Annotated in this window: 14 protein-coding genes and 7 tRNA genes; 15 read left to right on the forward strand and 6 right to left on the reverse strand. The window is 53.5% G+C overall.

Translation table 11 applies throughout. The features are described from left to right. The first annotated feature begins 18 nt into the window (after window positions 1-18). From tcuA to tcuC, 3 genes are read left to right on the forward strand one after another with little or no spacing between them, the layout of a single operon-like run. Window positions 19-1422: an FAD-dependent tricarballylate dehydrogenase TcuA gene (gene tcuA / locus VSR74_RS06755; protein WP_347793969.1), complete on the forward strand. Its 1404-nt coding sequence runs from the start codon at window positions 19-21 to the stop codon at window positions 1420-1422. After that, window positions 1409-2548, forward strand: coding sequence for a tricarballylate utilization 4Fe-4S protein TcuB (gene tcuB / locus VSR74_RS06760; protein WP_347793970.1), 1140 nt, complete (start codon window positions 1409-1411; stop codon window positions 2546-2548). Before tcuA ends, tcuB begins: the two co-directional genes overlap by 14 nt. A 55-nt stretch (window positions 2549-2603) precedes the next feature. After that, window positions 2604-3899, forward strand: a complete 1296-nt coding sequence (gene tcuC / locus VSR74_RS06765; RefSeq protein ID WP_347793971.1) for a tricarballylate/proton symporter TcuC — start codon at window positions 2604-2606, stop codon at window positions 3897-3899. A 63-nt stretch (window positions 3900-3962) separates the two neighbouring features. Here the strand turns inward: tcuC and VSR74_RS06770 are convergent, their stop codons facing one another. From VSR74_RS06770 to nagE, 4 genes are all read right to left on the reverse strand, one after another. Further along, window positions 3963-4295 carry a ChiQ/YbfN family lipoprotein gene (locus VSR74_RS06770; protein WP_347793972.1) on the reverse strand — a complete coding sequence of 111 codons (333 nt, stop codon included), beginning with the start codon at window positions 4293-4295 and terminating at the stop codon, window positions 3963-3965. Between the two features lie 51 nt (window positions 4296-4346). Beyond that, window positions 4347-5750 carry a chitoporin ChiP gene (chiP, locus tag VSR74_RS06775; RefSeq protein WP_347793973.1) on the reverse strand — a complete coding sequence of 468 codons (1404 nt, stop codon included), beginning with the start codon at window positions 5748-5750 and terminating at the stop codon, window positions 4347-4349. Window positions 5751-6144: 394 nt separating this feature from the next. Next, window positions 6145-7809 carry a glutamine--tRNA ligase gene (glnS, locus tag VSR74_RS06785; protein WP_347793974.1) on the reverse strand — a complete coding sequence of 555 codons (1665 nt, stop codon included), beginning with the start codon at window positions 7807-7809 and terminating at the stop codon, window positions 6145-6147. A 184-nt stretch (window positions 7810-7993) separates the two neighbouring features. Next, complete coding sequence (gene nagE, locus VSR74_RS06790; RefSeq protein ID WP_347793975.1) at window positions 7994-10015, reverse strand: N-acetylglucosamine-specific PTS transporter subunit IIBC; 2022 nt, start codon at window positions 10013-10015, stop codon at window positions 7994-7996. A gap of 322 nt (window positions 10016-10337) precedes the next feature. Here nagE and nagB point away from each other — a divergent pair, with 322 nt between their 5' ends. The 5 genes from nagB (at window position 10338) to asnB (ending at window position 16315) form a co-directional block, all read left to right on the forward strand. Continuing rightward, a complete protein-coding gene (gene nagB, locus VSR74_RS06795) occupies window positions 10338-11138 on the forward strand; it encodes a glucosamine-6-phosphate deaminase (protein WP_347793976.1) in 801 nt (266 codons plus the stop codon). A 55-nt stretch (window positions 11139-11193) separates the two neighbouring features. Then, window positions 11194-12339, forward strand: a complete 1146-nt coding sequence (gene nagA, locus VSR74_RS06800; protein ID WP_347793977.1) for an N-acetylglucosamine-6-phosphate deacetylase — start codon at window positions 11194-11196, stop codon at window positions 12337-12339. A 12-nt stretch (window positions 12340-12351) separates the two neighbouring features. Then, window positions 12352-13572, forward strand: a complete 1221-nt coding sequence (gene nagC, locus VSR74_RS06805) for a DNA-binding transcriptional regulator NagC (RefSeq protein ID WP_347793978.1) — start codon at window positions 12352-12354, stop codon at window positions 13570-13572. Window positions 13573-13652: 80 nt separating this feature from the next. After that, entirely contained in the window at window positions 13653-14405 is a 753-nt protein-coding gene (gene nagD / locus VSR74_RS06810) for a ribonucleotide monophosphatase NagD (RefSeq protein ID WP_015965359.1), read from the forward strand. A 245-nt stretch (window positions 14406-14650) separates the two neighbouring features. Further along, a complete protein-coding gene (asnB, locus tag VSR74_RS06815) occupies window positions 14651-16315 on the forward strand; it encodes an asparagine synthase B (RefSeq protein ID WP_347793979.1) in 1665 nt (554 codons plus the stop codon). A gap of 43 nt (window positions 16316-16358) precedes the next feature. Here asnB and VSR74_RS06820 read toward each other — a convergent pair whose 3' ends face one another. Beyond that, entirely contained in the window at window positions 16359-16799 is a 441-nt protein-coding gene (locus VSR74_RS06820) for a hypothetical protein (protein ID WP_347793980.1), read from the reverse strand. A gap of 349 nt (window positions 16800-17148) precedes the next feature. Between VSR74_RS06820 and VSR74_RS06825 the strand changes: the two genes are divergently transcribed. From VSR74_RS06825 to VSR74_RS06855, 7 genes are all read left to right on the forward strand, one after another. Then, window positions 17149-17225: transfer RNA gene (locus tag VSR74_RS06825), tRNA-Met, on the forward strand. Window positions 17226-17234: 9 nt separating this feature from the next. Next, window positions 17235-17319: transfer RNA gene (locus VSR74_RS06830), tRNA-Leu, on the forward strand. Window positions 17320-17342: 23 nt separating this feature from the next. Further along, a tRNA-Gln gene (locus VSR74_RS06835) sits at window positions 17343-17417 on the forward strand. 36 nt (window positions 17418-17453) lie between these two features. Next, a tRNA-Gln gene (locus VSR74_RS06840) sits at window positions 17454-17528 on the forward strand. A gap of 19 nt (window positions 17529-17547) precedes the next feature. Beyond that, window positions 17548-17624 (forward strand) — tRNA-Met (locus VSR74_RS06845). A 43-nt stretch (window positions 17625-17667) separates the two neighbouring features. Beyond that, a tRNA-Gln gene (locus tag VSR74_RS06850) sits at window positions 17668-17742 on the forward strand. Between the two features lie 36 nt (window positions 17743-17778). Next, window positions 17779-17853 (forward strand) — tRNA-Gln (locus tag VSR74_RS06855). 90 nt (window positions 17854-17943) lie between these two features. On the opposite strand, the gene ubiF is transcribed toward VSR74_RS06855, so the two are convergent. Beyond that, window positions 17944-19119, reverse strand: a complete 1176-nt coding sequence (ubiF, locus tag VSR74_RS06860; RefSeq protein WP_347793981.1) for a 3-demethoxyubiquinol 3-hydroxylase — start codon at window positions 19117-19119, stop codon at window positions 17944-17946. Window positions 19120-19177 lie beyond the last annotated feature (58 nt).

A 19177-nucleotide genomic window follows, 5' to 3' on the forward strand; every position in this document is an offset into this window, starting at 1 on the left:
ATAGTAATGGAGTCGACAATGGTTGATGTTCTGGTGATCGGCGGAGGCAATGCGGCATTGTGTGCCGCACTGACCGCTCGCGAGGCCGGCGCTTCTGTGCTGCTGCTTGAGGCCGCGCCTCGTGAATGGCGCGGCGGTAATTCCCAGCATACCCGCAATTTGCGCTGTATGCATGACGCCCCACAGGATGTGCTGGTGGAGAGCTACCCCGAAGAGGAGTTCTGGCAGGATCTGTGGCGTGTTACCGAAGGAAACACTAACGAGTCGTTGGCACGTTTAGTGATCCGCACCTCATCGCACTGCCGGGACTGGATGCGCCAGCATGGCGTTAACTTCCAGCCCCCACTTTCGGGCGCACTGCATGTCGCGCGGACTAACGCCTTTTTTATGGGCGGCGGTAAAGCGCTGATGAATGCTTATTATCGCAGCGCGGAGAAACTGGGCGTGCAAATTCGCTATAACACCCCGGTTCAGGCGCTGGAGCTGCAAAATGGCGAATTTGTCGCTGCACTGGCAGGAGAGGAGCGCATTACGGCCAAAACCTGCGTACTCGCCGCCGGGGGATTCGAGTCCAACCGGGAGTGGCTGAAGGAGGCCTGGGGCCAGAATGCGCGTGGAGAATGGCCTGCCGATAATTTTCTCATTCGCGGTACCCGCTTTAATCAGGGCGTACTGCTCAAATTTATGATTGACGCGGGTGCGGATATTATTGGTGATCCTTCCCAGTCCCACTGTGTGGCGATTGACGCCAGAGCGCCTCTCTATGATGGCGGCATTTGTACCCGTGTGGACTGCGTCTCTTTAGGGCTGGTAGTCAACCGTGATGCAGAACGCTTTTATGATGAAGGGGAAGATTTCTGGCCCAAACGCTATGCCATCTGGGGACGGCTGGTCGCCCAGCAACCGGGGCAAATCGGCTATTCGATTATCGACAGTAAAGCCATCGGTCACTTCATGCCGCCAGTATTCCCTGGCGCGCGGGCAAACACGCTGGATGAGCTTGCGCGTCAGTTAGGCCTTGATGCTGAACGTTTGACCCATACCATCACGCAATATAATCAGGCCTGTCAGCCAGGGCAGTTCGATCACACCACGCTGGATAACTGCGCGACGGCTAATCTTACCCCACCGAAAACGCATTGGGCGCGCCCAATCGATACCCCTCCCTATTATGGTTATGCCCTGCGCCCGGGGATCACCTTTACCTACCTGGGATTGAAAGTAAACGCTCACGCCGCCGTGCATTTTGCCGGAAAGCCAAGCCGAAACCTGTTTGTCGCCGGAGAGATGATGGCAGGCAACGTGCTGGGCAAGGGGTATACCGCGGGCGTCGGTATGTCGATTGGTACGACTTTCGGACGCATCGCCGGAAAAGAGGCCGCACTGGCAGCAAAACAGGAGGCGCGTCATGAAGCAGCTTGAAAAATTAATTATCGAGGCTCAAATTATCACCGAGCCAGAGGCGGAAGTTGAGCGCGTAATGCAGGTCTGTAATGCCTGCCGCTACTGCGAAGGCTTTTGTGCTGTGTTCCCGGCGATGACCCAGCGGCTTGAGTTCAATAAAGCGGATATCAACTACCTGGCGAACCTGTGCCATAACTGCGGCGCCTGTCTGCATGCCTGCCAGTATGCGCCACCGCATGAGTTTGCTATCAATGTGCCTAAAGCCATGGCCGAAGTCCGGCTGGAGACCTATCAGCACTACGCCCAGCCAGCCGCTTTCGCCGCACTCTATCGCCGGGTGGGCATCACCGTGACCCTGGCGCTGGTTTTCGGCCTGATCTTCTTTTTACTCCTCGCTATGGGGCTGAAAGGGTCGCTGCTCCATCCTCCGCTGGCGGGTGATTTTTATCAGATCTTCCCCCACAACCTGCTGGCCTGGATGTTTGGCTCCGTGTTTATTGTGGCAATCGGATTGCTAATGACCGGGGTCGTTCGCTTCTGGCGTGAAATTTCTCCCGGCCTTCCACAATCTGCGGATATCTCCGAAGCCTCACGCAACGCCCTCACGCTGAAATATCTCGATGGCGGCCATGGAAAGGGCTGTAATGAAGCGGACGATGCCTTTACCCTGCTGCGTCGCCGTTTTCATCACTTCACCTTCTACGGCTTTATGCTCTGTTTCGCTGCCACCCTCGTGGCGACAGGCTATCACTATCTTGCTGGCTGGGAAGCCCCCTACCCCTTCTTCAGCGTACCGGTCATGCTCGGCACCCTGGGCGGTGTGGGTCTGGTCGTCGGCCCGGCGGGGTTACTGTGGCTGAACCTGCGTCGCTCGCCTCTGCACGGCGATCCACGGCAAAAGCCGATGGATCGCGGTTTTATTTTACTGCTGTTACTCACCAGCCTGACGGGGTTAGGCCTGTTAGCCGGCAGGGACTCATCGTGGATGGGCATTCTGCTCGCCATCCACCTGGGGGTAGTCATGGCGCTTTTTTTGACCATTCCCTATGGAAAGTTCGCCCACGGATTTTATCGTTGCGCATCCCTACTCAAGTGGGCAATTGAGAAGCGACGCGGAAAACAGACGGGGGTCGCAGGCGACTAACCCATACACTCTTACCTCTATAACAACAAAATGAAGACAATGGAGAGCAAACCCAATGACTCAACCAACATCGCGCGCCGGAACGTTCGGCGCAATACTCAGAGTAACCAGTGGTAATTTCCTCGAACAGTTCGACTTTTTTCTGTTCGGTTTTTACGCCACCTATATCGCCAGAACATTTTTCCCGGCGGAGAGTGAGTTCGCCGCGCTAATGTTGACGTTTGCTGTGTTTGGTTCTGGTTTCCTGATGCGTCCTATCGGCGCCATTGTTCTTGGCGCCTACATTGACAGGATTGGTCGTCGTAAAGGGCTGATGGTCACGCTGGCGATTATGGGCTGCGGCACTCTGCTGATTGCCCTGGTTCCCGGTTATCAGACTATTGGCGTATTAGCCCCCATTCTGGTTTTGCTCGGTCGACTGCTCCAGGGCTTCTCTGCGGGGGTTGAATTGGGCGGTGTGTCGGTCTATCTGTCTGAAATTGCCACGCCTGGCAATAAAGGCTTCTATACCAGTTGGCAATCAGCCAGCCAGCAGGTCGCCATCGTTTTTGCCGCGCTGATCGGCTATGGACTGAATGCAACGCTCGGACACGATCAGATTTCCGAATGGGGCTGGCGCATTCCCTTTTTTATTGGCTGTATGATTATCCCACTGATTTTTGTCCTGCGACGTTCGCTCCAGGAAACGGAGGTCTTTTTACAGCGTAAGCACCGCCCCGATACCCGGGAGATTTTAACCACCATCGTGAAAAACTGGCGGATCATCACCGCCGGGACGCTGCTGGTGGCGATGACTACGACAACCTTTTATTTCATTACCGTCTATACCCCCACCTACGGCAGAACCGTTTTACATCTCAGCGCACGGGACAGCCTGATTGTCACGATGCTGGTGGGGATCTCGAACTTCATCTGGCTGCCCATCGGCGGGGCCATCTCCGACAGAATCGGCCGTCGCGCTGTGCTGATGGGCATTACGCTGCTCGCGCTGGCTACCACCTGGCCTGTGATGAACTGGCTAACGGCGGCGCCAGACTTCACCCGCATGACGCTGGTACTGCTGTGGTTCTCGTTCTTTTTTGGGATGTATAACGGCGCCATGGTCGCAGCGCTCACTGAGGTGATGCCGGTTTATGTACGCACCGTTGGTTTTTCGTTGGCATTCAGCCTCGCGACGGCCATTTTTGGCGGTCTGACGCCCGCAATTTCGACCGCGTTAGTGCAGATAACCGGAGATAAAAGCGCGCCGGGATGGTGGTTAATGTGCGCCGCATTATGCGGGCTGGCCGCGACGGCAATGCTATTTGTTCGGCTGAGTCGTGGCTATCAAACCGCGGAGAACAGGCTCTGATTTGAGATTATCCCGGGTAAGCAGCAGGCTTACCCGGATACTGTTTATCGGTATGGAAGGGATTTACTTCGTGTTGTTATTACTGTGAATTTCCTGCCAAATTTTACCGCAGTCGGTTTTCACAGCCTGATCGTTGCCGGTTTTTCTCGCCAGAATACACGCCTGGTAATCACTTACCCGCACACTTTCCTGGTTAGCAAACTGTTGATGCGCTTTGTCCTGCTTCAGCACATTCAACACCTGCTGACAGGCTTCGATTTTTTCCGGCGAACCTTCCGCAGTATTGATACAGGCGCTGTAGGCATCTTTCAGACGCGTATCTTCTTTCGGTGCATCAGACTGCGCACAGCCCGCCAGTCCCGCAACAAGCGCGGTGATCATCATCATTTTTTTCATGTTGTCAGCCCTATACGGTCCGGCGGGCATCGCAGCCCGCCGGAACGCTTATCAGAAGATGGTGAACGGTGCGATAACCATAAATTTCACGTCGCGCTCATCCTGGAAGATGTTGCCGTAACCACCGCTCCAGCTTGGGATATCGGAGTGGTTGTCGTACTGAGTGAAGTGCAGTTTAAACAGCGTACCTTTTGCACGACCATCCTGCACGGTGTAGGCCACATCCAGGCTATATGCGGACTCTTTGATGGTGTTGTTCTTGTCGTAATAGGCATCCGGGTTGATCTGCCAGGTTGCAGGTTTAGCATCCCAGGCATAAGCATATGAAGCACCGACAGCCCAGCCCGGCAGATTCCAGTTCTTCAGGTCATACATCGCGCCGAAGAAGACCGCCTTTTCGCCGTTGGCGTTAAAGTCAGAACGGTTATCCCACCAGATATCCAGACGACCGTTTGAAGAGGCGTAGGTTGGTGTCATACGTTGCAGGAAGTAGCCCTGCTGGCCTTCGGCCTTAACCCATGTCCCTTCCAGACGCAGGTCAACCTGGCCGACTTTGTAACCGAAGGTCAACGCCTGCAACCAGGCCGTGCCGTCGTAAATATCGTTTACAGTACGGTCATCGACTTTGTCGCGGGTACCGTAGAACTGGTAACTGGTAGAGAGCGGGCTACCCGCAATATCAAATTTATAGCTCGCTTTGGCGAAGTATTGATCGACATAACCTTCCGCCTGACCAAATGCCGCTTCCAGCACCAGGTCATTTTTGAAGTCATATTTCATACCGATGGAGTGCAGATAGTCGACTTTCGTGCGCTTATCGTTCTGGTAGAAATTATCCATTTCGATATGCCATGGGGCCTTGTATTCATTGGTCCACATGTAGGAGAAGCTCAGCGCGCCAGCATCGTCGAAGTCAAAATTAGCCCCGGCTTCCGCGCCCTGATAAGTACCCGGCATAAAGCTCCAGTGCGGCGCAAGTAATGTTTGACCGGTCGGTTGAATATAACCACCGCGCGCCCAAACCGGGCCATATTTAAATTTCGCCGCCGCTTTATAAAGGCTTACCCCGCTTTTATCGCCGGAGTAATCTTCTGAGTAGCCTTTATTTTTAGAAGAGAACGCAATTTCGTTTGGGTGACCACTTTCTGAGGATTCCGCCATTTCAATGGCAGTGAAAGCAGCAATATCAAGGCCAAACATATCAGCGGCATAGCCGGACTGGAAATCGAGATTCGCGTTCCAGGTGGAGTGAGAAAGGTTGGTTTTATATTTGTCGTTATCGGTCACATCTTTACGGTCACGCTCACGCTGCCAATAATAGATGCCGCCGGTTAACGTGGAATCATCGATAAAGCCTGCTGCACTCGCCTGGGGAACGACCACCAGACCCGACATTGCTGTGACACCGGCAATAGCCAGCGCCAGCGTACTACGTTTGCCACTGAACGTACGCATATGTGTATCCTCTTTGACTTTTAAAAATGCCGCTGCAAAGCAGAGGCTAAAAATAAAAAACTGATAAAAAAGTAGCGGGGTGAAAAGCACCTTTTGCTACAGGGTTAGATTATTTTTCGCGACGCGAATTATCAATCCTTTTTCGCGATCAAAACCCAGGATTATGACAAAGCGCACATATTTCGTTGCGTCTTGTAACAAATGAGATTTATTAACATAAACCGGCGCAATGCCTTATCTCATCGGGGGAAGATGTTAATACTCAGAGTTACGAGGATGTGTCTGGCGAGGATGATGCAAATGGACGATGTCTGCATGGAAAAGATTAATTCGCATCGCGAATATGAGAGATAAAAAAAACGCCGCAGGAGCGGCGTTTTTCTCAAGCAGAAGATTACTCCCCCACTTTCGCCCAGGTATCACGCAGGCCAACGGTGCGGTTAAACACCAGCTTATCAGCGGTAGCGTAACGGCTATCGAGGCAGAAGTAACCTTCACGCTCGAACTGATACGCTTTACCAGCTACAGCCGCTTTCAGGGATGGTTCAGCAAAGCCGTGCTTGATAACCAGCGAATCCGGGTTCATAACGGACAGGAAGTCATCAGCAGCGCCTGGGTTCGGTACGCTGAACAGTCGGTCGTAGAGACGGATCTCAACCGGCAGAGCGTGTGCTGCGCTCACCCAGTGAATAACGCCTTTCACTTTACGGCCATCTGCCGGGTCTTTGCTCAGGGTATCGGCATCGTAGGTACAGAAGATGGTGGTGATATTACCTTCTGCATCTTTCTCTACGCGTTCTGCTTTAATCACGTAAGCATTACGCAGACGCACTTCCTTACCCATCACCAGACGCTTGTACTGCTTGTTGGCTTCTTCGCGGAAGTCAGCACGGTCGATCCAGATTTCACCGCTAAACGGTACTTCACGGCTGCCCATTTCCGGTTTATTCGGATGGTTCGGCATGGTGACCATTTCGCCTTCGCCCTGGTAGTTTTCGATAACCAGTTTCACCGGATCGATAACCGCCATTGCGCGCGGCGCGTTTTCGTTGAGATCTTCACGAATGCAGGACTCCAGCGACGCCATCTCAATGGTGTTGTCCTGCTTGGTCACGCCGATGCGTTTGCAGAACTCACGGATAGCGGCAGCGGTGTAGCCACGACGACGCAGACCGGAAATGGTCGGCATACGCGGGTCATCCCAGCCTTCAACATGCTTGTCAGTAACCAGCAGGTTCAGCTTACGCTTGGACATCACGGTGTATTCCAGATTCAGGCGCGAAAATTCGTACTGGCGCGGATGAACCGGAATAGAGATGTTGTCGAGCACCCAGTCATACAGGCGGCGGTTGTCCTGGAACTCCAGGGTGCACAGAGAGTGCGTAATGCCTTCCAGCGCATCACTGATGCAATGGGTGAAGTCGTACATCGGGTAGATGCACCACTTGTTGCCGGTCTGGTGGTGCTCGGCGAATTTGATACGGTACAACACCGGGTCGCGCATCACGATGAACGGCGACGCCATGTCGATTTTCGCGCGCAGGCAGGCTTTACCTTCTTCGAAGCCGCCGGTACGCATTTTTTCAAACAGCGCCAGGTTCTCTTCTACGCTGCGATCGCGGAACGGGCTGTTTTTACCTGGCGCGGTGAGGGTGCCGCGGTATTCGCGGATCTCTTCCGCTGACAGCTCATCAACATAGGCCAGGCCTTTGTTGATCAGTTCAACGGCATACTGGTGCAGTTGATCGAAATAGTCGGAGGAGTAGTGAATATCACCAGCCCAGTGAAAACCTAACCACTCGACGTCGTGCTTGATGGACTCGACGTATTCGATATCTTCTTTTGCCGGGTTGGTGTCATCAAAACGCAGGTTGCACAGGCCTTGATAATCCTGCGCGACGCCAAAGTTCAGGCAGATCGATTTCGCATGGCCGATGTGCAGATAACCGTTCGGCTCAGGCGGAAAACGGGTATGGACTGTGGTGTGCTTCCCACTGGCCAGATCTTCATCGATGATCTGACGAATAAAGTTACTCGGGCGGGCTTCAGCCTCACTCATCGTGGATTCCTCAAAAGCGTAAATAACGTATAACGGCGTATGATCTTATAAGCAGGGCGCAGAGACAACCCTTAACTTACAGAAAATAGCGCTTTGAAGTGGAGTATGGGGATCATTTGCTGCAAAAAAAAGCGGCGGAGGAAAAGTCCCCCGCCGCTTAAGGCAATCGCGAACTCAGGAGCGATTATTTACCTTTAATTTCATACAGTGGTGTTTGCCCCGCAACAACCGCACCCTGCGCCTTAATCACCAGGCCGCTGAAGTCGTCGATGTTGCTGCAAACTACCGGGCTAATCATTGAACGTGCATTAGCATTCAGGAAGTCGAGATCCATTTCCAGCACCGGCTGCCCTGCTTTCACTTCCGCACCCTCTTCAACCAGGCGAGTGAAGCCCTGGCCGTTCAGCGCAACGGTATCAATACCCATATGGACAACGATTTCCGCGCCTTTTTCTGTTTCCAGGCAGAATGCGTGGTTGGTGTTGAAGATTTTCACGATCGTGCCCGCCGCCGGGGAAACCACGGTTTTATCCGTTGGTTTAACCGCTACGCCATCACCGACTGCTTTGCTGGCAAAGGCTTCGTCTGGTACCTCTTCCAGCGCCACAACATCACCGGTCACAGGAGACACCAGCTCCGCAATCACCGAACTGTTATTCGGCACCGCTTGCGGTTTTGCCGCAGGCGTAGCAGCCGGTGCCACAGTCGCTTCTGCTGCTGCAACCGGGCCAGTGGTTTTCATCGCGTTGGCGATTTTCTCTGCCACGAAGCCAACGATAATCTGCACGCTGGTTTTATTCAGGCGAATCACGCCGGATGCGCCCAGACGTTTGGCCATCGCATCGTTCACCAGTGAGGAGTCTTTCACGTTCAGACGCAGACGGGTGATACAGGCGTCGATACCGGTCAGGTTATCAGAACCGCCGATTGCGGCGATGTACTGACGCGCCAGGCCCGTAACGTCCTGCTCTTTATCGCTACCCACATTAGTGTCTTCGCCATCGGCTTCGCTACCGGCAACGGCCAGTTCACGACCCGGGGTCATCAGATTGAATTTGCTGATGGTGAAACGGAATACCACATAGTAAATAACGAAGAACACCAGCCCCTGAGGAATAAGCATCCACCAGTGAGTCGCCAGCGGGTTACGGGAAGAGAGCACCATATCCACCAGACCCGCGCTAAAGCCGAAGCCGGCAATCCACTGCATGCTGGCCGCGATGAACACGGAGATACCGGTCAGGAAGGCGTGGATGACATACAGCACCGGCGCCACGAACATGAAGGAGAACTCCAGCGGTTCGGTGATCCCGGTGAAGAACGCGGCGAACGCGCCCGCCATCATAATACCCAACACTTTCGCTTTGTTTTCAGGACGTGCGCAGTGGTAGATAGCCAGAGCTGCACCCGGCAGGCCGAACATCATGATTGGGAAGAAGCCCGCCTGATAACGACCAGTGATACCGACAACCGCTTTACCGGCTTCGATAGACTGCGCGCCACCGAGGAAGTTAGGAATGTCGTTAATGCCCGCCACGTCGAACCAGAACACGGAGTTCAGGGCATGGTGCAGGCCAACCGGAATCAACAGACGGTTGAAGAAGGCGTAAACGCCCGCGCCGACGGAACCCAGTTTCTGAATGTGTTCACCAAAGTTCACCAGACCGTCGAAAATCACCGGCCAGATGTACATCAGAATGAAGGCGACCACGATCATCACAAACGAGGTCAGAATAGGCACCAGGCGGCGACCGCTGAAGAACGACAGCGCCTTCGGCAGCTCAACGCTGCTGAAGCGGTTGTAGAGTTCCGCAGAGATAATACCGACCAGAATACCCACGAACTGGTTGCTGATTTTACCAAATGCCGCCGGAACCTGGTCCGCCGGGATCTTTTGGATCATTGCAACTGCCGCCGGAGAACAGAGCGTGGTCAACACGAGGAAGCCCACGAAACCGGTCAACGCCGCCGCGCCGTCTTTATCTTTCGACATACCATAAGCCACACCAATGGCAAACAGCACGGACATGTTATCAATAATGGCGGAGCCAGACTTGATAAAGAACGCAGCAAGGGCGTTATCTCCACCCCAGCCGACAGGGTCGATCCAGTAACCAACCCCCATCAAAATTGCCGCTGCAGGCAGCGTGGCGACTGGCACCATCAGTGCGCGCCCCACCTTCTGTAAATAACCTAGAATACTCACTTTATTCCCCCTATGAGACCCCGTTAGGCTCACCAATCGCTGTTTTTTTATAGTGTCGTTAATGATTACTACGATGAATTATTCATTCACACGTGGAGTGTGTGAAAAATTAATTCGTATCGCAAATTAAACGCCCTGTTTTTGTGATTATAGTCACCAAATATTGCTATAACCCCTCCCTTTTGCTGGCTAACACGCAAAACTTATTTTATCATTCAAAAAATCAAAGCGGATTGACCCCTTGTTACCGCGAAAGTGCGTTACGCTTATCATTAGCACTCGTCAATCCACGACCTGTTTAAATTAACTATAGAGGTGAACAATGAGACTGATTCCCCTGGCTACAGCAGAACAAGTGGGCAAATGGGCCGCGCGTCATATCGTTAACCGCATCAACGCGTTCAACCCGACAGCCGATCGTCAGTTCGTGCTGGGTCTGCCGACTGGCGGCACACCGCTGACTGCCTATAAAGCACTGGTAGAAATGCATAAAGCGGGCCAGGTTAGCTTCAAGCACGTTGTGACGTTCAACATGGACGAATACGTGGGTCTTCCGAAGGAGCATCCGGAAAGCTATCACAGCTTCATGCACCGCAATTTCTTCGACCACGTTGATATTCCGGCTGAAAACATTAATTTGCTGAATGGTAATGCCGCAGATATTGACGCAGAATGCCGTCGTTATGAAGAAAAAATTCGTTCTTACGGCAAAATCCACCTGTTTATGGGCGGCGTGGGCAACGATGGTCACATCGCGTTCAACGAACCGGCCTCTTCTCTGGCTTCCCGCACCCGTATCAAAACCCTGACCCACGAAACCCGTGTGGCGAACTCTCGTTTCTTTGACGGCGACGTCTCTCTGGTACCAAAATACGCGCTGACTGTAGGCGTGGGCACCCTGCTGGATGCCGAAGAAGTGATGATCCTCGTGCTGGGCAACCAGAAAGCACAGGCTCTGCAGGCGGCTGTCGAAGGCAACGTCAACCACATGTGGACTATTAGCTGTCTGCAGTTGCATCCGAAAGCTGTGATGGTGTGCGATGAGCCATCCACGATGGAGCTGAAAGTGAAAACGTTGAAATATTTCAACGAACTGGAAGCGGAAAACATCAAAGGTCTGTAATGTATTCTCGTCCCGCCACGCAGCGGGACGCTTTTTTAGAAACCCGGGGGTCGTAATGTATGCATTAACTCATGGTCGGATTTACACTGGCCGCGAAATTCTGGATGACCACGCGATTGTTATCGCCAATGGCCTTATCGAACGTCTCTGCCCGCTGGCAGATTTACCGGCTGATATTGAACAACGCTCCGTCAACGGCGCCATCATTGCCCCTGGTTTTATCGATGTTCAGCTTAATGGCTGCGGCGGCGTACAGTTCAACGACACGGCTGAAGCCGTCAGCGTTGAAACGCTGGAAATCATGCAGAAAGCTAATGAAAAATCGGGCTGCACCAGCTACCTGCCAACGCTGATTACCTGTAGCGACGATCTCATGAAACAGGGCGTGCGCGTGATGCGCGAGTACCTGGCCAAACATCCTAATCAGGCGCTGGGTCTTCACCTGGAAGGGCCGTGGCTGAATATTATTAAGAAAGGCACCCATAACCCGGCTTATATCCGCAAGCCCGATGCTGCGCTGGTCGACTTCCTGTGTGAAAACGCAGACGTGATCACCAAAATCACCCTGGCGCCGGAAATGGTAGAGCCGGAAGTTATCCGTAAACTGGTTGCCGCAGGGATCGTGATTTCTGCTGGTCACTCCAACGCGACGCTGGAAGAAGCCAAAACGGGCTTCCGCGCAGGCATTACCTTTGCCACCCACCTTTATAACGCGATGCCGTACATCAGCGGTCGCGAACCGGGCCTGGCGGGCGCTATTTTTGACAACGCCGACGTTTACTGTGGGATCATCGCCGATGGCCTGCACGTCAACTACGCCAACATCCGTAACGCCAAACACCTGAAAGGTGACAAACTCTGTTTGGTTACGGACGCCACCGCACCGGCAGGCGCAAACATTGATCAGTTCATTTTTGCTGGTAAAACAATATACTACCGTAACGGTTTATGCGTGGACGAAAACGGTACGCTGAGCGGCTCTTCCCTGACCATGATCGAAGGGGTTCGTAACCTGGTTGAGCATTGCGGTATTGCGCTCGACGAAGTACTGCGTATGGCGACACTCTACCCGGCGCGCGCCATTGGCGTTGATAGCCATCTGGGCCAGATTGCCCCGGGGATGACTGCAAACCTGACCGCGTTTACGCGCGATTATAAAATCACTAAGACCATCGTTAATGGTGACGAGGTCGTTAACTGAGTAAGCGAAAGTATGACATCAGGCGGACAAGCTCAAATTGGTAATGTTGACCTCGTAAAACAGCTTAACAGTGCGGCCGTTTACCGCCTGATTGATCAGCATGGGCCAATCTCGCGCATTCAAATTGCCGAACAGAGCCAGCTTGCTCCCGCCAGCGTAACCAAAATTACGCGTCAGCTTATTGAGCGCGGATTGATTAAAGAAGTCGATCAACAGGCCTCCACCGGGGGCCGCCGCGCTATCTCTATCGTCACCGAGACACGCAATTTCCACACTATCGGCGTGCGCCTCGGGCGCCATGACGCGACACTGACGCTTTACGACCTCAGCAGTAAGGCCATTGCCGAAGAGCATTACCCTCTTCCCGAGCGCACCCAGGAGACGCTGGAGCATGCGCTGCTCAACACCATTGCCACCTTTATAGAAACCTGCCAGCGAAAAATTCGTGAGTTGATTGCCATCTCCGTCATTTTACCCGGTCTGGTTGATCCGGAGAGCGGAGTCATTCGTTATATGCCGCATATCCCGGTCGAGAACTGGGGGTTGGTAGGCGCGCTGGAAAAACGCTTTAACGTCACCTGTTTTGTCGGTCATGACATTCGCAGCCTCGCGCTGGCGGAGCACTACTTCGGTGCAAGTCAGGACTGCGAAGACTCTATTCTGGTGCGCGTACACCGCGGAACCGGGGCGGGGATCATCTCTAACGGGCGGATTTTTATCGGCCGCAACGGCAACGTCGGTGAAATTGGTCATATACAGGTCGACCCGCTCGGCGAGCGCTGCCACTGCGGCAACTTCGGTTGCCTTGAAACCGTTGCCGCCAACGCCGCCATTGAGCATCGTGTACGTCACCTGCTGGAGCAAGGCTACCAGAGCCGAATCACACTGGATGACTGCAATATCAAAGCCATCTGCAAAGCCGCCAATAAGGGCGATGAACTGGCAACGGAGGTGGTTGAGCACGTAGGCCGCCACCTGGGTAAAACCATCGCCATCGCCATCAACTTGTTTAACCCGCAAAAAATTGTCATTGCCGGGGAAATTACTGATGCTGAGCGCATCCTGTTGCCCGCCATCGAAGGTTGTATCAATACTCAGGCGCTGAAGGCGTTCCGTAAAAACCTGCCAGTGGTTCGCTCCACGCTCGATCACCGCTCGGCGATAGGTGCTTTCGCCCTCGTTAAACGTGCGATGCTCAACGGCATTTTGTTGCAGCATCTTCTCGAAGGCTAATCATCCCGGCTGTCTCTGGCGAGGCAGCCCGCTTAATTCTGTGTATAATTACGCCTCTTTCAAACCATGTCAGGTAGTCCATGACCATTCAGAATGTAATTTGTGATATCGACGGCGTGCTGATGCACGATAACGTGGCCGTACCGGGTGCCGCAGAATTTTTAACACGGATTCTGGAGAAAGGGCTGCCGCTGGTACTGTTGACCAACTACCCTTCCCAGACCGGGCAGGATCTGGCAAACCGTTTCGCCACCGCCGGGGTCGATGTGCCGGACAGTGTGTTCTACACCTCAGCCATGGCCACCGCCGATTTTCTGCGCCGCCAGGAAGGAAAAAAAGCCTATGTCGTTGGCGAAGGCGCGCTGATCCACGAACTCTATAAAGCGGGCTTTACCATTACCGATGTGAATCCGGACTTTGTTATCGTCGGCGAAACCCGTTCCTATAACTGGGAAATGATGCATAAAGCCGCCTTTTTCGTCGCCAACGGTGCGCGCTTTATCGCCACCAACCCGGACACCCACGGCCGCGGTTTCTATCCGGCCTGCGGCGCGCTGTGCGCAGGCATCGAGAAAATCTCCGGGCGTAAACCGTTCTACGTTGGCAAGCCCAGCCCGTGGATTATTCGTGCCGCACTGAACAAAATGCAGGCCCACTCCGAGCAGACGGTCATTGTCGGCGACAACCTGCGCACCGATATTCTGGCGGGCTTCCAGGCCGGGCTGGAGACCATTCTGGTGCTCTCCGGCGTCTCGACGCTGGACGATATCGACAGCATGCCGTTCCGCCCGTCGTGGATTTATCCGTCGGTCGCGGAAATCGATGTAATTTAAGTCAATGTTACGCCGGATGACGCTTCGCTTATCCGGCAACACATAAACATCAATTCATTCAACAGAACTGCCACTTTATTAAGAAATCGTCAATTCTATAGTTCAAAACCCAGCCATTTTTCAACATTCCCCAACTCCTGTTGCACTTTTTCTTTTTTACCCCCTAAAACCCTTGCACCCTCTCCCCCTTTACGGCATTTTCTAATACATCAGTCAGACAATTTACAGGGTTAACGGAGAAGTCTATGTGTTCGATTTTTGGTGTACTGGATATTAAAACTGACGCGGGCGAGCTGCGTAAAAAGGCGCTTGAGCTCTCCCGCCTGATGCGCCACCGCGGCCCGGACTGGTCCGGTATTTATGCGTGTGACAAAGCCATTCTGGCACACGAACGTCTGTCGATTGTCGACGTCAACGCCGGTGCGCAGCCGCTGTATAACGAAAAGAAAACGCATGCGCTGGCCGTGAACGGTGAAATCTACAACCATCAGGCACTGCGCGCAGAATACGCAGACCGCTACCAGTTCCAGACCGGTTCTGACTGCGAAGTGATCCTCGCGCTGTATCAGGAAAAAGGCCCGGAATTTCTCGACGATTTGCAGGGCATGTTCGCCTTCGCCCTCTACGACAGTGAAAAAGATGCCTACCTGATTGGTCGCGACCACATTGGGATCATCCCGCTGTATATGGGTTATGACGAGTTCGGTAACTTCTATGTCGCGTCTGAAATGAAAGCGCTGACTCCGGTTTGCCGCACCATCAAAGAGTTCCCGGCGGGCAGCTACCTGTGGAGCAAAGACGGCGAAATTCGCCAGTATTATCAGCGCGACTGGTTCGACTACGACGCGGTGAAAGACAACGTGACCGATAAAAACGAACTGCGCCAGGCGCTGGAAGAGTCCGTTAAAAGCCACCTGATGTCTGACGTGCCTTACGGCGTACTGCTTTCCGGCGGCCTGGACTCCTCCGTGATTTCAGCCATCACCAAAAAATTCGCCGCGCGCCGCGTGGAAGATCAAGAGCGCTCTGAAGCATGGTGGCCGCAGTTGCACTCCTTCGCGGTAGGCCTGGAAGGTTCTCCGGATCTGAAAGCAGCGCAGGAAGTGGCAAACCACCTCGGCACCGTGCACCATGAAATTCACTTCACCGTGCAGGAAGGGCTCGATGCTATCCGTGATGTTATCTATCACATCGAAACTTATGATGTGACGACCATTCGCGCCTCGACGCCAATGTATTTGATGTCGCGTAAAATCAAAGCGATGGGCATTAAAATGGTACTGTCAGGCGAAGGTTCTGATGAAGTCTTTGGCGGCTACCTTTACTTCCATAAAGCGCCGAATGCGAAAGAACTGCACGAAGAAACCGTGCGTAAACTGCAGGCGCTGCATATGTATGACTGCGCACGTGCCAACAAAGCGATGTCCGCCTGGGGCGTGGAAGCGCGCGTACCGTTCCTGGATAAAAAATTCCTCGACGTGGCGATGCGCATCAACCCGCAGGACAAAATGTGCGGCAACGGCAAAATGGAAAAACACATTCTGCGTGAATGTTTTGAATCCTATCTGCCGGCAAGCGTAGCATGGCGTCAGAAAGAGCAGTTCTCTGACGGCGTAGGCTATAGCTGGATTGATACCCTGAAAGAAGTGGCGGCGAAGCAAGTTAGCGATCAGCAACTGGAAACCGCGCACTTCCGCTTCCCGTACAACACCCCGAGCTCTAAAGAAGGCTATTTGTACCGTGAAATCTTCGAAGAGCTGTTCCCGGTGCCAAGCGCTGCGGAATGTGTTCCGGGCGGCCCGTCCGTTGCCTGCTCTTCTGCGAAAGCCATTGAGTGGGATGAAGCGTTCAAAACGATGGACGATCCATCAGGCCGTGCGGTAGGCGTTCACCAGTCCGCCTACAAATAAGACCCTGTTGTGAAATGCCCCGGCTCGCGCGCCGGGGTTTTTATTACTGCTTTTTCGTCTCTTGTTCCAGGTACGCTGTCAGGAAATGCTCGGCATTTGCGCCACTTCCGTTAGAGAGTTCCTCGTTATAGTTGATCCACCAGGTGGATTGCTCATCAGGAATGTAAAGGCTGCCGTTACCATCTTTAATACGCACCAGCTCAAACGGTTTCCCTTTGATGTCAGCGGTATAACTTTTCTCGCCGTCTCGCGTCATTTGAACCTTGCAGCGGAAAATACGCCCATCAATGTCGTTATCGATATGAGAAACCTGCACTAACGCTTCATTCGCTGCCCGTGGCCCAATACGCATTAGCCAGACAACCGCCCCCTCTTGCCCACGGTAAGCCTGCACGTATTTACCGGTTTCCGGGCGAGCGGTTTCAGCAAACGCAGACTGCATCAGTAAAAAAACGCCTAAAACGGCTGTGATAAAACGCAACATACTATTCCCTCAATAATGTAGCGGCGGAGTTTCCTCCTTCTGGTCGTGACCAAAATGCAGGCGCAACCCTTCCTGCCCTGTCAAATTTGGCGGTGTTAGTATTTCACAGAGCAATTTCGCCGCACTATTGATGGATTCCGAATTTCATCCTTTCCGCTGAAATAACAGCTTCATGGCATGTATAAAAACGCGAAGTAACCAATTTTTGCCGAATATTCCATCACGCTGTTCGCAACCTAACCAAACAGTCACATTCCGGCAATTTTCATTGAAAAAGAGGTTGACGCTAAAGGGCTCAATACGCATAATGCGCCCCGCAACGCCGATAAGGTAACGCGAAAAAAAAGATGGCTACGTAGCTCAGTTGGTTAGAGCACATCACTCATAATGATGGGGTCACAGGTTCGAATCCCGTCGTAGCCACCATCTTTTTTTGCGGGAGTGGCGAAATTGGTAGACGCACCAGATTTAGGTTCTGGCGCCGCAAGGTGTGCGAGTTCAAGTCTCGCCTCCCGCACCATTCACCCGTATGCGTTGCACGGATGGGGTATCGCCAAGCGGTAAGGCACCGGTTTTTGATACCGGCATTCCCTGGTTCGAATCCAGGTACCCCAGCCACCTTTCTTCGATATTTGCGGTTATCCGCGACGGTATTGGGGTATCGCCAAGCGGTAAGGCACCGGTTTTTGATACCGGCATTCCCTGGTTCGAATCCAGGTACCCCAGCCATCGAAGAAACGCAGTACCTGGCTACGTAGCTCAGTTGGTTAGAGCACATCACTCATAATGATGGGGTCACAGGTTCGAATCCCGTCGTAGCCACCAAATTAGAAATTTATCGATGTTTTCGGTAAACTAAAAGAATTGTTGGGGTATCGCCAAGCGGTAAGGCTCTGGTTTCTGATACCAGCATTCCGAGGTTCGAATCCTCGTACCCCAGCCATTTTCCAAAGACGTTCACACTGTGAGCGCACCCTGTTGGGGTATCGCCAAGCGGTAAGGCTCTGGTTTCTGATACCAGCATTCCGAGGTTCGAATCCTCGTACCCCAGCCACTCTTTTAAAAGCTCGCTTCGGCGAGCTTTTTTGTTTTTGTCGTCCAGGGAAAGTGCCGGATACGCTACGCTTATCCGGCCTGGGGAAAACTACAACCCTAACGCGTACTTCAGCGCCTGGCGTTTTAACACACCTGCGCGCTGGGCGGCCATTAACCCAATATTACGCGCAATCTTCAGCGGGCTGAGATCGTTACTGAACCCCGCATAGAAAAGATCCATGCCTGACTGCATCAGGAAATTATCTGCGAGTCGGCGAGACTGGTAGCGCTTCAGTACGCGTTCACTGGCCCAGTCTTCGGCATAACCGCGCGCATTCGCCAGCACGTCAATCAGCGCTTCCACGTCGCGATAACCCAGATTCACGCCCTGCCCCGCCAGTGGGTGAATGGTATGTGCCGCATCGCCGACCAGAGCCAGCCCCGGCTGGACATACTGCAACGCGTGACGGCGGGTAAGTGGGAATGCACCTGCCGCGATGGGGGTGACGTGACCCAGCCGCTGCGGGAAATGGGTGTGGATCTCCTGCTGAAGTTGCGGCATAGACAGCGCCTGTAGCTGACGAATGCGTGCAGGCGTGTCGTACCACACCAACGATGCCCAATTATCGAACAACGGTAAAAACGCGCGCGGCCCGGTGGGCGAAAATTGCTGCCAGGTGCTGTCTCCAGGGTCGTTTTCACACTGTACGGTGATCAGCATGCAGGATTGCGGATACTGCCAGCCATGTATGCCGATACCCGCCATCTGGCGCACCTGAGAAAATGCGCCGTCCGCGCCAATGACCAGACGGGTGGACAGCGTATCTCCCTCAGCCAGCGTCAACAGGCGACGTCCCGCTTCCATTGTCATCCCATTAAGGGTTTTGCCGGTTATCAGCGTCACCTGTGGATGCGCTTCAAGCGCCTGCCACAACGCCCACTGCAGGACGTTGTTCTCAACCATATAACCCAGTTGCGGCAGTTTCAGCTCGGCGGCATCGAACACCACATGCGCATTCTGCCACTCCCATGTTTCCAGGCGACGCCAGGCGTGAACGCGCATGGCCTGTATGGCCTCCCACACGCCTAGCCCACGCAGCAGCGATACTGATGCCGCGCTGATGGCCGAAATGCGCACATCGGGCTGCGATCCCGGCTCAAAATAAACAGGCGCTGATTTTTCCAGAACAGTAACGGAAAAACCGGCCTGCGCCAGCCCCAGGGCCAGAGCGCCGCCGACCATTCCACCGCCTACCACGACGACATCTGTTTGCCGAATTGTCATAGTCAATTATCCTTAACCGTTAATGCCTTAAGTTTACCGGATTTTCCACCGCTTGAGG

It is taken from the genome of Pseudocitrobacter cyperus, from assembly GCF_039889165.1.
GTDB classification, from domain to species: Bacteria; Pseudomonadota; Gammaproteobacteria; order Enterobacterales; family Enterobacteriaceae; genus Pseudocitrobacter; species Pseudocitrobacter cyperus.